At 36.8% G+C, this 14,715-nt stretch carries 15 protein-coding genes; 6 read left to right on the top strand and 9 right to left on the bottom strand.

The window, feature by feature from the left end; genetic code table 11:
* Nucleotides 1-84 precede the first annotated feature (84 nt).
* The 4 genes from EYS08_RS04765 to EYS08_RS04750 all read left to right on the top strand — a co-directional run bounded on the left by EYS08_RS04765 (nt 85) and on the right by EYS08_RS04750 (nt 4,463).
* Nucleotides 85-666 (top strand): nucleotide exchange factor GrpE, encoded by a 582-nt coding sequence (locus EYS08_RS04765; RefSeq protein WP_131028708.1) that lies wholly within the window; start codon nt 85-87, stop codon nt 664-666.
* An 89-nt stretch (nt 667-755) separates the two neighbouring features.
* Complete coding sequence (dnaJ, locus tag EYS08_RS04760) at nt 756-1,916, top strand: molecular chaperone DnaJ (protein ID WP_029278682.1); 1,161 nt, start codon at nt 756-758, stop codon at nt 1,914-1,916.
* Nucleotides 1,917-2,508: 592 nt separating this feature from the next.
* Complete coding sequence (locus tag EYS08_RS04755) at nt 2,509-3,225, top strand: DUF72 domain-containing protein (protein ID WP_131028707.1); 717 nt, start codon at nt 2,509-2,511, stop codon at nt 3,223-3,225.
* 323 nt (nt 3,226-3,548) lie between these two features.
* Nucleotides 3,549-4,463 (top strand): Ppx/GppA phosphatase family protein, encoded by a 915-nt coding sequence (locus EYS08_RS04750; protein ID WP_131028706.1) that lies wholly within the window; start codon nt 3,549-3,551, stop codon nt 4,461-4,463.
* 55 nt (nt 4,464-4,518) lie between these two features.
* Here the strand turns inward: EYS08_RS04750 and EYS08_RS04745 are convergent, their stop codons facing one another.
* The 9 genes from EYS08_RS04745 to EYS08_RS04705 form a co-directional block, all read right to left on the bottom strand.
* Nucleotides 4,519-5,196: a peptidase associated/transthyretin-like domain-containing protein gene (locus EYS08_RS04745; RefSeq protein ID WP_131028705.1), complete on the bottom strand. Its 678-nt coding sequence runs from the start codon at nt 5,194-5,196 to the stop codon at nt 4,519-4,521.
* Between the two features lie 52 nt (nt 5,197-5,248).
* Nucleotides 5,249-5,815, bottom strand: coding sequence for a Maf family protein (locus EYS08_RS04740; protein ID WP_131028704.1), 567 nt, complete (start codon nt 5,813-5,815; stop codon nt 5,249-5,251).
* Between the two features lie 69 nt (nt 5,816-5,884).
* Nucleotides 5,885-6,274, bottom strand: a complete 390-nt coding sequence (locus tag EYS08_RS04735; protein ID WP_086545265.1) for a Spy/CpxP family protein refolding chaperone — start codon at nt 6,272-6,274, stop codon at nt 5,885-5,887.
* 347 nt (nt 6,275-6,621) lie between these two features.
* Nucleotides 6,622-7,149 carry a KdsC family phosphatase gene (locus EYS08_RS04730; protein ID WP_131028703.1) on the bottom strand — a complete coding sequence of 176 codons (528 nt, stop codon included), beginning with the start codon at nt 7,147-7,149 and terminating at the stop codon, nt 6,622-6,624.
* Nucleotides 7,150-7,220: 71 nt separating this feature from the next.
* Complete coding sequence (gene iscX / locus EYS08_RS04725; protein WP_131028702.1) at nt 7,221-7,463, bottom strand: Fe-S cluster assembly protein IscX; 243 nt, start codon at nt 7,461-7,463, stop codon at nt 7,221-7,223.
* Between the two features lie 93 nt (nt 7,464-7,556).
* Nucleotides 7,557-7,889 (bottom strand): 2Fe-2S iron-sulfur cluster-binding protein, encoded by a 333-nt coding sequence (locus EYS08_RS04720; RefSeq protein WP_025143142.1) that lies wholly within the window; start codon nt 7,887-7,889, stop codon nt 7,557-7,559.
* 40 nt (nt 7,890-7,929) lie between these two features.
* On the bottom strand, nt 7,930-8,694 hold the full coding sequence (locus EYS08_RS04715) for a Rossmann-like and DUF2520 domain-containing protein (RefSeq protein ID WP_131028701.1): 765 nt from the start codon (nt 8,692-8,694) through the stop codon (nt 7,930-7,932).
* Nucleotides 8,695-8,698: 4 nt separating this feature from the next.
* A complete protein-coding gene (locus EYS08_RS04710) occupies nt 8,699-11,164 on the bottom strand; it encodes a heme lyase CcmF/NrfE family subunit (RefSeq protein WP_131028700.1) in 2,466 nt (821 codons plus the stop codon).
* 5 nt (nt 11,165-11,169) lie between these two features.
* The gene (locus tag EYS08_RS04705) at nt 11,170-11,604 is read right to left on the bottom strand and encodes a cytochrome c maturation protein CcmE domain-containing protein (protein WP_131028699.1); all 435 of its coding nucleotides are present in this window, start codon (nt 11,602-11,604) and stop codon (nt 11,170-11,172) included.
* Between the two features lie 256 nt (nt 11,605-11,860).
* Between EYS08_RS04705 and EYS08_RS04700 the strand changes: the two genes are divergently transcribed.
* Together EYS08_RS04700 and EYS08_RS04695 are read left to right on the top strand one after the other, a co-directional pair.
* Complete coding sequence (locus EYS08_RS04700; RefSeq protein WP_131028698.1) at nt 11,861-12,541, top strand: hypothetical protein; 681 nt, start codon at nt 11,861-11,863, stop codon at nt 12,539-12,541.
* Nucleotides 12,542-12,687: 146 nt separating this feature from the next.
* The gene (locus EYS08_RS04695) at nt 12,688-14,709 is read left to right on the top strand and encodes a hypothetical protein (RefSeq protein WP_131028697.1); all 2,022 of its coding nucleotides are present in this window, start codon (nt 12,688-12,690) and stop codon (nt 14,707-14,709) included.
* Nucleotides 14,710-14,715: the final 6 nt, after the last annotated feature.

Genomic DNA, 14,715 nt, shown 5'->3' with positions numbered 1-14,715 from the left:
AATACAAATAAATCTGACAGCTTGGCTGATTTCCGTTTATGGCAAAATAGTTGAGATCAACACAAAAAAATTCAGCCCAGTATTATGTTTAATAAGAAGAAAAATAACGATAAAGAAGAAAATATAATGAATCCTGAAAATACATCAGAAAATACTGCTGAGAATGTAGAGAATACTGATGCCCCTATCGCTGAAGCTGAGCAGGCGCCCGAATTATCTGCAGAAGAAAAATTGCAAGAGGAAGTTCAACAACTTAACGACAAATATTTACGTTTATATGCTGAGTTCGATAATTATAAACGTCGTACACAAAAAGAACGCGTAGAATTATTGCAAACGGCTGGTAAAGATGTAATTGTTTCACTTTTACCTGTTTTAGATGATTTCGACCGTGCATTAAAAGCAATGGAAACTGCTGCTGACGTTGCCCCGGTTAAAGAAGGCATTTTATTGGTAAGCACAAAGCTAAAAAACACTTTAGCACAAAAAGGATTGAAAGATGTAGAAAGCATCAGTCAACCTTTCAATACCGATTTCCACGAAGCAATTACCAATATCCCTGCTCCTAGCGATGATCTTAAAGGGAAAGTGATCGACGAAGTTGAAAAAGGTTATACCTTAAATGATAATGTAATCCGCTTTGCTAAAGTTGTAGTTGGAGCGTAAGAAATAATTATTGAATGATTGAATTTTGAATGATTGAATTAACATTCTCTCATTCCATCACTCAATCATTTAATCATTTTATAAAGAAGATGAGTAAAAGAGATTATTACGACGTATTAGGCGTAACTAGGGGCGCAGCCGCTGATGAGATAAAAAAAGCTTATCGCAAGATGGCGATTAAATATCATCCAGATAAAAATCCAGGAGATAAAGCTGCTGAAGATAAATTTAAGGAAGCTGCCGAAGCTTACGAAGTTTTAAGCAGTCCCGATAAAAAACAACGTTATGATCAATACGGTCATGCAGGCGTTGGAGGCGCAAGTGGCGGTGGTTACGGCGGTGGCGGCATGAACATGGACGATATTTTTAGCAATTTCGGCGATGTATTTGGCGGCCACAATCCTTTCGAAAGCTTTTTTGGTGGTGGTGGCGGACAGCAACGTGGTGGCCGTCGTGTAGCCAAAGGCTCTAACCTACGTATAAAAGTTAAATTAACACTAGAGGAAATTGCACATGGTGCAGAAAAGAAAATCAAGGTTAATAAACTAATTGTTTGTAAAACCTGCGATGGCTCTGGTGCAAAAGATAAATCATCGGTAAGTACCTGTGGTACCTGCGGTGGTAGTGGCCAGGTGCGTAGAGTAACCAATACAATTTTAGGCCAGATGCAAACCGCATCTACCTGCCCTACCTGTAATGGTAGCGGCCAGCAAATTACCTCAAAATGTACAGTTTGTCATGGAGATGGTGTTGTACGTGGCGAAGAAACCATTACCATCAATATTCCTGCTGGTGTAAGTGAAGGTATGCAGTTAAGCATGAGTGGAAAAGGAAATGCTGCACCTAATGGTGGTATCCCAGGTGATTTAATTATCTTAATTGAAGAAACGCCACACGAAACCTTAAAACGCGAAGGCAACAATATCGTTTACGATTTACATTTAAGCTTCGTTGATGCTGCTTTAGGAATGAGCATTGAAGTACCAACCATTGATGGTAAAGCAAAAATCAAAATAGATCCGGGAACACAAAGCGGAAAATTATTACGCTTAAAAGGTAAAGGTTTACCAGAAGTGAATTCTTACCATAGAGGTGATGAGATTATCCACATCAACATCTGGACACCAAAAGCTTTAAGTAGCGACGAACGTAATGCTTTAGAGAAATTACGTGAATCGCCGAACTTTAAGCCTCAACCGGGTAAAAATGATAAGAGTTTCTTCGAAAGAATGAAAGAATACTTCGAGTAATTAATTAAATATAAATTGAAAAACCGATGTCGCAAGCGTCGGTTTTTTTTGTTTTATAAAGCATCATCGTATAAAAACCAAGTTTACAACTAATAGCCAATCGATCATTCATTTCAGTGAAGTCAGATACTCCAATCTGACTATTAGAGCTATACCATAAACTTGGATAATTCATTTTTCGCCGTATCAGACATCTGACACCACGGGTATTTTAGTTTGTTTTTGGGTTACCATATCCATGAAACAGGTATTAATCCCAAAACATGAACGAACTCACTATTGCCTTCAGAAAGTACCCAATAGCCTCAGTAATATTTGCTTTGTATTAATTGGTTGGATTTCCCCGGTCCTGATTGAGGTTTTCTTTGCATCAACAAAAAACGAATCGCAATTAAAAAACAATCATTCATCTTTTACTGGATTTTTAACACTTTCAATTTTCTAGTTGTTAATTACGTTAATAATAGGTTTTGTAACCAAGAGAAATAACTTCTATTTAAAGCTATCCGGCTATATTGGTATCTCATTAACTATTTTTAGCGGCATATATAACGGATAATAAACCTTTTTATTTATAGGCTGTTTTCTATGTATGAAATGGAAAATTGGTTGCTCGGGCTTCTATTATCGCGAATGGAAAGAGATTTTCTACCCAAAAGGTTTGACACAAAAAGATTGGTTTAAATATTATTGCGAGCATTTTAATACAATAGAGATCAATTCTACCTTTTATAAAATGCCAACTCAAAAATCGTTCGATAAGTGGTATAATGAAAGTCCGGGTGATTTTTTATTTACGATTAAGGCGCCACGGCTGATTACACATTATAAACAGTTCAATGAATGCGAGCAACTCATAAACGATTTCTACGAGGCCATTCAAATCGGACTAAAAGAGAAATTGGGATGTGTACTGTTTCAGTTTCCACCAAAGTTCGATTATGGTGCAGAACGGTTAAACCTGTTGATCGAAAATTTAAGACCTGATTTAAAAAATGTGGTAGAGTTTCGCCACATTAGCTGGTTTGATGGAGAAGTTTATAAAAACCTCGCTCAAAACAACATCATATTTAGTGGCCAAAGCTATCCTTCTTCCTTACCTGATGAGGTGATCCAGAACACATCGACCGTTTATTACCGTTTTCATGGGAAACCTGTGCTTTACAAATCAGAATACGATATCAATGTTATTAAAGCTTTCAAAAATCAGATCAAGGATACAGAAAGCGGAATTTTTGTATATTTTAACAATACTTGGGGGGTTGGAGCATTGCATAATGCGAAACAATTGCAGGATTTAGTGAAATAGGTTTATTTTGTGATGTCAGATGTTACCATCTGACTACCTCGATCATATTAATAAAATTGGAGGAAGATTTTTATATTAGTGCAGTAAGATGTTACCATCTGACTGCTTCGATTATATGACAAATGAATACTGCTGAATGATTTTTGCTGTGTCAGATGGTAATATCCGACACCACGAGAAAATAAAATAAACCTATTAGCAATGGTATTTCGCTCTACTACCCTTAATTTAGCACCAACATTAACGAAATTTAGTGGATAGCAGGACTACAGCTCCCGAAGAAATACGGCTTCTGCTTTCCAAAAAAACATAAAACAATAAATATGCGTGTTGCCGTTATCGATCTTGGAACCAATACTTTTCACTTACTTATTGCCGAAACAACAGGAAATCAGCCTGAAGTTTTATACAAAACCAATGTGCCTGTTAAATTGGGTGAAGGAAGAATTAACGACAATATTATCATTCCTGCAGCCTTTGAAAGAGGCGTGAACTGTCTTAAAACGTTTAGCCAAACAATTGCTGAATATCAGGTTAGTGAGGTAAGGGCTACCGCTACTTCGGCGGTTAGAAGCGCAGAAAACGGGCAAGATTTCGTTGATGCAGTAAAAGAAAGAACCGGAATAAATATCGAAACGATTAGCGGCGATGAAGAGGCTGAATTAATTTACCAAGGTGTAAAACTGAGCGGAGCAATTACAAAGATATCTTTGATTATGGATATTGGTGGTGGAAGCGTTGAATTTATCCTGTGTGATCCCGAAAAACTGATCTGGAAAAAAAGTTATAACATAGGGGCAGCGCGTTTAATGCAGCAGTTCTTTAAATCAGATCCTATAACCGATGAGGAGAAAAATGCCATTTTATTTCATATTCAAAATCAATTGGCAGATCTTTTCGAAATCTGTGAAAAGTACCATCCAGAAATTTTAATCGGATCTGCCGGGGCATTCGAAACATTTGCTGAGCTCATTATCAGAAAAAACAACTTAAAAGCAGATATTAAAACGGCCAAAACCTTCGCATTCAATTTCGACGACTACATTGCAACTTCGATCAAGTTACTCAATGCTACGCATAAAGAACGGGCCGAAATGCCAGGCATGACCCCATTAAGGGTTGATATGATTGTGATTGCTGCTTTAATTACGAACTATGTATTAGGTAGAACGAAAATAAACCAGTTAACGCTCTCTACCTACGATTTAAAAATGGGTGTTTTGGTTAGCCTGATATAAAAAATGATCCATACAGGATATGGATCATTGAGAGTTTAGCGTATATTAATTTAAGTTATTTTTTTTTAGGTGCAATCATTATCTTGCCCATAATCATAGACTCAGCTTTTTGAAGCTTAAGGTTGTTTTGTTTCCCTTTAGAAAAATCGAGAGTTAAAATAGCATGATATTGCAAACTTTCAACTACCAGTTTGTTTTTGCTGACATCAAACTTATCATCTAAGGTAATTTCGTAGCGCCCGTTTTTATCAGTGGTGGAGAAAAGCCTAGTATCAGCAATGGTCAATTTTATTCCTATCGCAGGTTTATTATCTGCACCAATAACATAACCATATATTTTTTTAGGCACAGTAGGCTTTTTATCGTCTATTCCGTTGTTTATACTTCTTGTTATTTCAATTGGTGCTTTAAAGTTTGTGGCACTGGCTTCCATTATAAAAACACTCATTCCAATGGCGAGCACTCCAATATATTTTATCCAGTTCTTGTTGCTTGTTGGAACAATGGATAAATGATAATTGAGCTGATTTAATTGAGTTTGGCTTAGGCGGCCACATACCGAAGAACCGGAATTAGCCAATACCCCTATAATTTCGGCATTGGTGTAACCTGAAAAATCGATTACATTTTTACTGCAGGCTTTACAGAAATTAAAACCTACACCTTTTTCCATTTCATCCCAATTCTGTAAACATGGCTCGGCTATGGTAACTTCGTTAATTCTCGTTTTCATCGTGGTTGTTTTTAGAAATGATGAAACTTTTACGAGAATTCCACAAGGAGTTTTAAATAAATTTCAGCAGCTCGTTATAAAGCTTTTCAGTTGGTAAGCCCATTACGTTTGTATAAGAGCCTTCTATGCGTTTTACTACTACAATGCCCCACCAATCTTGCACGCCATAACTTCCTGCCTTATCAAAGGGTTTATAATTATCAATGTAGAAATCAATTTCATCAGCTGTAACAGATTTACAGTAAACCTCTGTTCTATCGTAAAACGAATGCATTTTATCTCCTTTAACAAGTGTTACACCAGTAAACACCTCATGTTTGCTTCCTGAGAGTTTAGCTAACATTTCTTGTGCATGCGCCCTATCTTCAGGTTTACCTAAAATTTCACCGTTTAAGGCTACGATGGTATCGGCTGTAATTACTATTTCACCATCAGCAGTAAAAGCCTTAGCCTTCTGTTCTGAAATGTAAACGGCAATTTCTGCGGGACTTAAATCCGATGGGTAGCTTTCATCTATATCTTTTAGTTCGACTTTAAAATTTAAGCCCATAAGCGTTAAAAGCTCTTGTCTACGTGGCGATTTAGATGCTAAAATAATGGGAGGGAAATTGGCAGGCATATTTTATTTTTCTGCTAAAATAAGAAAAGCGACATAAAGCCGCTTTTCTTATTCGATATTTTACCGAGATTAGTTATTTCCACCACCTTGTCTACGCTTTTCCATTTCAGCACGTTGCTCTTTTTGCCAGGCTTCGTAAGTTTTTTTCTGATCGTCTGTTAATACTGCAGTTACTTTTGCATCATTGTCAGCACGCATTTTTTGCATTTTCTCTCTCATCGCATCTCTATCGCCACCACCTTGCATTTCTTCGCGCATTTTTTTCATGGTTTCTGCCTGCTCAGTAAACACAGTGGTTAACTTTGTTTTTTGATCATCAGATAACTTTAATTTTTCGTCTAACTGTTTTACGCGTTCTTCAGGCTTCATCATCATTCTGCCTTGTCCACCACCTTGCTGCGCGTTAGCGAAACCGGCTATTCCTAGCATCAATCCGCAAATCATCATTAATTTTTTCATGTCGTTTTTGTTGTTTTGGTTGAAAATTGAGCATGTTGGAGTATAAAAAAAAATAAAAGTTTAACGCCGATATGTAACTTAGCTGTTGCAAGAAAAATGTTATTCTGATACTTTGTCATTCTGAACGTAGTGAAGAATCTTTTACAGCTAGAAAGATCCTGACCACGTAGTAGCTACAAGACAATTGAAAACACTATTTACACTTGTAAAACAAGCTTCAGGATGACGAGTGGGAAGGATTTTCCTTAATAAATAGATTTTCTGGTAAAGATTGCTTCGTCGGCTGAAAAGCTTTCTCGCAATGACGGCAAAAGGCTAACCAATGACAAATGAACTATTGAACTAATTTACATACCTGAATCGGCAGCATTTGGATTTTCATCATGCCATCTGCCCTGTACTTTCATTACTTTTTCGATAATATCGCGAACAGCGGTTTTGCCTCCATTGTAAGGGGAAATGAATGTAGCTATCTCTTTTATTTCTTCCACGGCATCAGCAGGGCAGGTTGGAAGCCCTACGAGTTTCATTACTTTTAAATCAGGAATGTCGTCGCCCATGTAAAGCACTTCTCCTGCAGCAATGTTTTTATCCTGAAGGTATTGATTAAAAATGGCCACCTTATCTCCTGCTCCCAGGAACACATCGGTTACACCCAGATTAAAAAAACGCTTCCCCATGGCAATACCATCTCCACCAGATATAATACAGATATTATACCCTCTTTTAACTGCCAATTGCATGGCATAACCATCTTTAATGTTAAAAGTGCGCAAGGACTGACCATTATCAGTAACCTGAACTGATCCATCGGTAAGCACACCATCTACGTCAAAAATGAAGGTAGTGATCTCTTTTAGTTTCTGTAAAAACATTCGCGCGTTTGGCGTTTAGGGTTAAGCGCTCGGTGCTGACTCTGGACTGAGGAGCCCGAACTTAGGACTAATTACTGGTTATCTCTCCACTCGTAAACCCAGGCAGATTGAATTTGCTCTAAATGCCCTTCACTGCTTTCTTCGCGGGTACCTTTAAAGTTTTGCAATGCTAAAACCCATTCTAAAAGTTCGGTAAAGCGGATACGGTAGATTTTGGCTTCTGTAAAATCATCACCAAATTTCTCATATAAAGACATTGCAATATCTTCGTAATCGTTCCAGTAAAAAGGTAAAGCAAATTTATCGTTATTCATGTTGTTTTGTTGGTTGTTGTTGTTTTAAAGTTGAAATGTTTAATGTTGGAAGGTTTTCGACTCCCAACTAAAGACTCTGAACTCAGGACTAAATTAGTGTCCCATAAAGCCAGACTGATCTGGAATGGTAACTTCGATATCGCCGTTAATTACCACACATTGGCAACCTAAGCGGGAAGTAATTTTCGGACGAACAGCCCTATCGATAAAGTCTTCTTCTTTATCAGAAATCTCTTCGATATTATCCATACCTTTTGTTACGTATACATGGCAGGTACTGCAACCACAAACACCACCACAGTTGTGCTGTAATTCGATTCCGTTATCCAGACAAACATCTAAAACAGATTCGCCGGCTGCTATTGGTAATTCAATAGATTCGTGATCTGCTTCTTCAAAATTTATTTTTAGTTTAAAAATGCTCATAATTATTTTGCAAAAGTAAGAAGCAAAAGCCGTAATTATGCTATTTCAGCGTTAATTTTATGCTATCGCTCAATGTTTGATAAATGTTCTGCAATTCGGGCATATCGGTTAACATGCTCAAATGCTTATTTAAAGTGCTTTCATCAGCCCTAATTGCTGGCCCAGTCTGCACATTTTCAGGCAGATTGCTCATTACCTTATCGGCGGTTTCGGCAATTAACGGCCTGATGATTTCGAAATCCAAACCGTTCTGACTTAAAATTTTATTCGCCAAAGCATACAGGTGATTCGGAAAATTACAGGCAAATACCGCTGCAAGGTGTAACACTTTTCTTTTCTCGCCACCTAATCCGTACACCTGACGGCTAATTTTAGTTGCCAGATTGTTTAAAATCGCCAATTGACTTTCATCGTTCGCTTCTATACAGAGCGGGATATTTTCAAATGAAACCTCTTTACCTTTTGAAAAAGTTTGCAAAGGATAAAGAACACCTGCTTTTTTTACCTGTGACGATAAAATATTAACATCGGTAGTTCCAGAGGTATGTACCACCAAACCGCTTACATTTTTTAATGATCTGGATACGGTTTCAATGGCATCGTCCTTTACCGAGATAATATATAAATCAGCATTCTGTTTAACCTCATTTAAATCGCTTATGGCCTCAGCTGTTATTAAATCAGCCAATAATTTTGCATTATTAAGATTTGGGCTGTACACCTGTACCACATCTTCACCTTTGGCTTTTAATGCTTTTGCTAAGTGTGTGGCAACGTTTCCCGAACCTAATAAAACGATCTTCATGATTTTATGCGGTTTTAGCCTCTTTTCTTCTTCTGAAAATTGAAAGTAAGAAACCGACAACCATTACAATAGTACCTGCCCAATATAAATTGATGAAAGGAAATTCTATTGCTTTAAAAACTACCCAGTCTTTAGCCTGCTGAGGTTTTTCAAAAATCTGAAGCTCCACTTTTTTCTCATCTGGCAATACCCTGGAAAAGCGGAATTTCAAATCCAGTTCATCCACCTTACGTGCGAAATCGAAAGTATTATTCCCTTTGATCAAGAAAATAGGCTCTGTGTTGTAAACTTTACCGGAAGCATTAATTTCTAATGGTAAACCAACCGCATAATCGCCCTGGCCTAAAACTAAATCTTTTGCAGTAGGTTTTCTGTTCAAATCTTTCACGGTAACAATACCACTTGAGGTATGAATGGTATCTCCTACCGAAACCTTAACAATGCGTGGTGCTTTATAATTTTCATCATCAGAATGACCTTCATGATCTTCATGCGATGTTTTTTTAATCGCAGCACTGGTGATGTGGGTATAAACATCATAAGTAAGGTAATGCTTGGTATCAGGAGAGGCAATTAAGCCCATTTTTTCATTCTCCTGTACATGTGGATGTAAGTTGAAATCTTCTTTAACCTTACCTTCTTTATCTAAAACTTTAAAATTAAGGGTATAAATGGTATTAGGAGCTACCGTGGTATCGGCTACATAGGTTACGGTGTACTTACCCATTTTCTTGGGTTCGTTTTTGTATAACATGATGTTCTCTCCAGGTTTTTCTACTTTTTCGAAATCTTTTACCGGAATAAAATTATTCGAGTTGATAGATAATGGTTTGTTTGTAGCAGCAGAAATTAATGCACCTAGGACCAAAAAAGCAAAACCAATATGTGCAATTGCCGACCCAGCCAATTTTGCCTTACCACCGAAAGCCTGATATAATACTGCTGCGTTAGAAAGTACGGCAAATAAACAGCTGAAGGTAATCAGGATGTACATGGTATTGGTATAAATATCTGCCACATACACCAAACCTGCTGTTAATACAATTGAGAAAATAATTGCCGAAACCAGACTGCTATAAAATTTGCGTGGATCAGTCCTTTTGTATTTTAAATATTGAGAGAAACCCGAAATCAAAGTAATTAATACAGCAAATGGTGCCTGCCATTGATTATAGTATTTCACAGCATCGATCGGAGGCGAAAAGTTTGTTCCAAAGGCTTTGTTAAATACAGGAACTGATGTAGAGAATATGACCTGGATACAAGCGATGGTTACCACTAAAGCCCCAATAAACATCCAGAATTCGCGCGAATAGGTTTCTTCATCCTTGGTGGTAATTGGCAATTCTTTCCACCTTACTACAATGAGCACAATTGCTAAAACAGCGAAAACTACATTGTATAAAATCAAGTGGCCAAACATCCCCATATCGGTAAACGAGTGAACTGATGTATCACCTAAAATTCCGCTTCGGGTTAAAAACGATGCATAAAGCACCAATAAGAAACTTAAGAATACTAAAGCAATTGCTGTAAAATAAGCATGACCTGTATTTTTATAAGCAATCATTACGTGTACGGCACCAATTAAGGTTAACCATGGAATTAAAGAAGCATTTTCTACAGGATCCCAAGCCCAGAAACCGCCAAAGTTTAGTGCTTCGTAAGCCCAGAAAGAACCCATAATAATACCTGTACCCAAAACCATCACCGCAAAAAGTGCCCAGGGCATAGCTGGTTTAATCCATTCTTTATATCTTTTCTGCCACAAAGCCGCAATTCCATAGGCAAAAGGCACAATCATACTGGCAAAACCTAAAAATAAGGTTGGCGGGTGGATAACCATCCAATAGTTTTGCAACAATGGATTTAATCCTCTACCATCGGTAATAAATTTTAAATAATTAGCGAAGTTCTCAGGGTTTGCGAAAACTACAGGAGCCATTGATTTCAGATCAAGAGAATCTCTTAATAGGATAAAAGGAGAACTTCCGATGCGTTCACCCAAGATCTCTACACCTAAAAGCATTGAAGTTAAAAACACTTGAGAAAAGGCCACAACTGTCATTACAGGGCGCTCCCAGCTTTTAGCTTTCCAGATTAATAAAGTACCTAGAAACGATTGCCAGAAAGCCCAAAGCAAGAAACTTCCTTCCTGCCCTTCCCAAAAAGCAGAAATAATATAATGAATTGGAAGTTGTTTTGAAGAGTGCCAATAAATATAACTGTATTCATTGTAGTGGCCCAGTACCAGGTAGAACAAAATTGCTCCGATACCAATTATACAGCCAAAATTAACCAAGAATCCAATCCGGCCTAAGTTACGCCAAGATTTATCTTCTAAATTTTTATCGCGACTGGCATAAAAGTATGCGATTGTTGAAAGTAATGATGCACTAAACGCCAGCACAATAAAAAACTGCCCGATTTTACCCGGTAGCAGGTTTTCGCCTACAAATTGAATATCCATTAAAATTAGTTATATTTTTTCTCGCCGTACTTACCTACCGTATCAACCTTACCGTCTTTATTAATTTCAACAAGGTTATCATTATATTTAGATGGGCATTTCATTAAAATTTTAGATGCGTAGAATTTGTCCCTTTCCATTTTACCGATAAGCACTAATTTTTCTGATTTTTCAAAATCCTGCGGTTTGGTACCTGCGTAAATTACCTCTCTCACTTCACCCTTTTCATCTTTCATGTGGAATGAAAAATGGTTAGCATCTTTTACGGCATCGTAGTAAGTACCCATCGATTTTACCCAGTAACCCATAACATGCTCTTCTTTCTCAGAAAGGGCTGCCTGTTTGAAATTAGAGTAGGTGTCAGTATTTGCGTTTAAGCTAAATAAAATTCCTACGGAAATTGCGATGGTAATTAATCCAATGATTGCACTTTTCTTCATGGTTATACTTGTTGTAAAAGCTGGCAACAAAGATAGAAAAATCGGCTTAGCCAGCATTCTTTTACATTTTTCTTGTCTTTATATTGACAATTACCTGATTTTTGAAGGGAAATATTTTTTTTGAAGCCCCTATTTATAACTGATCTTAAGTAATATATTAAATCGCTTAAAAGTTCGGGCTGAAATTATTAAGTTTGGCCTTTCAGATAATCATTCCTTTTTTACATCCCACAGTAAAACATAAACCGGATTAAATATGAACTTGAAACAGTTTTATAAACTTTTGTTATTTATCGTTTTGATACCCATTTTAAGTTCTTGTTTTGAGGTAATTGAAGAAATTGCTATGAAAAACGATGGAACCGGCGATGTGGTACTTACCATAAACCTGAGCCAGAGTAAAACCAAGGTAGCTTCGGTAATGCTTTTGGATAGCGTACAAGGCTATAAAGTACCCAGTAAGCAAAAAATTCAACAGGAATTAAATGAGGCAGTGGCCTATTTAAAAAAATCGGAAGGGATTTCTAATGTAAAAAGTACAAGTGATTTTAATAATTACATCGCAGCCATTAGTTTTTCTTTTAAAGATGTTTCAAATATCAATAACATTACCAAAAACATTCTTGCCCAGCAAAAAATTAAGGCCACTAACACCTCCTCGTATACATATAACAAGGCCACCAAAACCTTTAGCCGAAAATATCAGGCAATAGGTACCGCTAAAACAGAATTCAATAAATTAAAAGCAAAAGATAAGGCAGTTTTTAACGGCGCAACTTACACCAGCATCTATCGTTTCGAATCGCTTGTAACAAGTAGCACCAATCCGGCATCAAATGTATCGAAATCTAAAAAAGCCGTGATGTTAAAAAGTAGTATCATGGATTTAATTAACGGAAAAATTAACGTATCTAATTCTATACAACTATCTAAATAAAATAAAACCCACGCCTAATCTGCGATCGTTTCATCTCCACTGAAAACAAATTATATCCAATGAAACCATCAGGAGCATACCTTTCACAAACCGAGATGAACAAGCTCATGATAGCTTCATAACCGCTAAAAACCAAATAATATCTAATGAAAAAAATTCTAATTGCAATCGCTCTTTTCTTATCGTTTAATCTGGCCGAGGCACAGGATCTAATTAAGAAAATACCTGCAAATGCCTTCACAGTTGCCACCATTAAAGGTGATAACGTATTTAAATTGATGTTTGTAAAAGATTTTAACGAATCTTTTGTAGGCAAGAAATTATTGACCGAAACTTCAAAATCACTTGATAAAAGCTTTACCAGCATAGAAGATTTCGGCATCAACCTGGAGAAAAACATGTATTATTTTAATCAGCTAAGCGATAGTATTACCTATAACTGCTTTCTGATCCCGATAAAAGATGCGACTAAGTTCGAAAGTTTAATTAATAACAAAGAGAATAAATTTAAAAAGGAAGGCGACGTTCGCACTATGATTTTGCCCGATAGTACGAGTATTATTAAGTGGAACAATAACATGATGTACTTTGTAACAGGAAGCATCAACAGTTCTTTTTTTGCCGATTCTGCTAAATCTGCCCGTTACGGAATTAAGGACATCAGGTTCCAAAATGACGATGCAATAGCTGTTGATAGCGCTGCCGTAGTTGTAGATTCTGTTGCTACAATAGAAGAAATGGTTGAAGAAGTACCTGCCCCTCCTGTTGTAAAACTGAAGGTTCAGAAAAAGCCAGCCATAAAAAAGAGTGCTAAAAAAACTATCAGCAAAAAGAAAAAAGCATTAAAGAAAAAAATCCCTCTAAAACCGCAGTACCAACATGATGATGATGCGGTGGTAGCCGTTGATGATGCATATGTCGATACTGCGAACGCCATGACTCCTGTTCATGGTATTGTTGATGAGCAATATGATACCTACCAACAAGAGCGTTTGGAACAAGATGCAAAGAAAAAAAGATTGGCTTTTACCTGGATGACTGCCCAGGCAGATCAGATTTTCAATGGCAGTTACGAGTCTATCGAAACCAATAAATCATACACAGCGAGTTTAGATAACAAAGCCATTGCAGAACTTTGGGTGTCGAGTCTTCAAGATGTTTATAATGCGATTTCTCCAGAATTTGGTGCTTATGGTAAAGCAGGGCTAATGAAAGGTTATGGCAGTTTAAATGCAAAACTTTTTATGGATGACAAAAGTTTCCGCATCTCTACTGGCTTGGAATTGGCGCAGGAACAAGCAGATGCTTATAAAAAAATCATGGACAGAAAGTTAAACAAAAAGTTTCTGAAATATGTAAACAGCGAAAAAGCCCTCGGTTTTATGAGCTATTCCATTGATACCAAAGCTTATCTGGAAGAATTCCCTAAATTAATGAAACAGACCTATGGTTCTTTCTTGGGCGCTAGAATGGATGAAGAAATTGATCTTGGCGCCGAATTGCTTTCTCTTTTGCTGGATGAAGAAGCAGTAAGCAAGGTAATTAAAGGCGATGCGTTATTTGTAATTAATGGATTAAACACAAAAGATGTTACTTATACCACTTACGAATATGATGATGATTACAATCAGAAAGAGGTAGTTAAAACCAAAAAAGAAACGCTACCCGATTTCCTTTTCATGTTTTCTTCTGAAGATCACAGATTGATCAACAAACTGATTAAATACGGTGTAAACAAAAATTATGTATCTGTTGAGCACAACATTTATAAAATATTGGAAAAGAAAAGCCCGATTGATATTTATTTTATGATTAAAGATGGTATTGTATTTTTTGGTAATTCGTTAACTGAAATGCAGGGTATTAGCAACAATCAATACAACAGTAACAAATTAAGTAAACTGCACAAACAACTATTGAACAAAAACAATTTCAGCTTTTTATTTAATGCCAAAAACCTGGTGGGCAAAGTACCAGATTCTGAAATTGGTGGTGAAGAAACCGCTAGGAAATTTAACAGTACTTTAGAAAAAATGGGCAATGTATACATGAAATCGAACGCGATTAAGGGTAGATTGGTTTCAGCAGATATTAGCGCAGAAATTCCGAACGGACATGAAAATGCATTGAAATATCTGTTCTCTTTAATTGAAAATGCAGCGAAGTAGTTTAGT

Origin of the sequence: Pedobacter kyonggii, assembly GCF_004310665.1 — a bacterium.
GTDB lineage: Bacteria > Bacteroidota > Bacteroidia > Sphingobacteriales > Sphingobacteriaceae > Pedobacter > Pedobacter kyonggii.
This window is presented reverse-complemented; position numbering and strand designations above follow the sequence as displayed.

What these genes read in the sequence shown, in the direction of transcription:
- EYS08_RS04765 (WP_131028708.1), top strand. Translation starts at nt 85, where the DNA reads ATGTTTAATAAGAAGAAAAATAACGATAAAGAAGAAAATATAATGAAT.
- dnaJ (WP_029278682.1), top strand. Translation starts at nt 756, where the DNA reads ATGAGTAAAAGAGATTATTACGACGTATTAGGCGTAACTAGGGGCGCA.
- EYS08_RS04755 (WP_131028707.1), top strand. Translation starts at nt 2,509, where the DNA reads ATGAAATGGAAAATTGGTTGCTCGGGCTTCTATTATCGCGAATGGAAA.
- EYS08_RS04750 (WP_131028706.1), top strand. Translation starts at nt 3,549, where the DNA reads ATGCGTGTTGCCGTTATCGATCTTGGAACCAATACTTTTCACTTACTT.
- EYS08_RS04745 (WP_131028705.1), bottom strand. Translation starts at nt 5,196, where the DNA reads ATGAAAACGAGAATTAACGAAGTTACCATAGCCGAGCCATGTTTACAG.
- EYS08_RS04740 (WP_131028704.1), bottom strand. Translation starts at nt 5,815, where the DNA reads ATGCCTGCCAATTTCCCTCCCATTATTTTAGCATCTAAATCGCCACGT.
- EYS08_RS04735 (WP_086545265.1), bottom strand. Translation starts at nt 6,274, where the DNA reads ATGAAAAAATTAATGATGATTTGCGGATTGATGCTAGGAATAGCCGGT.
- EYS08_RS04730 (WP_131028703.1), bottom strand. Translation starts at nt 7,149, where the DNA reads ATGTTTTTACAGAAACTAAAAGAGATCACTACCTTCATTTTTGACGTA.
- iscX (WP_131028702.1), bottom strand. Translation starts at nt 7,463, where the DNA reads ATGAATAACGATAAATTTGCTTTACCTTTTTACTGGAACGATTACGAA.
- EYS08_RS04720 (WP_025143142.1), bottom strand. Translation starts at nt 7,889, where the DNA reads ATGAGCATTTTTAAACTAAAAATAAATTTTGAAGAAGCAGATCACGAA.
- EYS08_RS04715 (WP_131028701.1), bottom strand. Translation starts at nt 8,694, where the DNA reads ATGAAGATCGTTTTATTAGGTTCGGGAAACGTTGCCACACACTTAGCA.
- EYS08_RS04710 (WP_131028700.1), bottom strand. Translation starts at nt 11,164, where the DNA reads ATGGATATTCAATTTGTAGGCGAAAACCTGCTACCGGGTAAAATCGGG.
- EYS08_RS04705 (WP_131028699.1), bottom strand. Translation starts at nt 11,604, where the DNA reads ATGAAGAAAAGTGCAATCATTGGATTAATTACCATCGCAATTTCCGTA.
- EYS08_RS04700 (WP_131028698.1), top strand. Translation starts at nt 11,861, where the DNA reads ATGAACTTGAAACAGTTTTATAAACTTTTGTTATTTATCGTTTTGATA.
- EYS08_RS04695 (WP_131028697.1), top strand. Translation starts at nt 12,688, where the DNA reads ATGAAAAAAATTCTAATTGCAATCGCTCTTTTCTTATCGTTTAATCTG.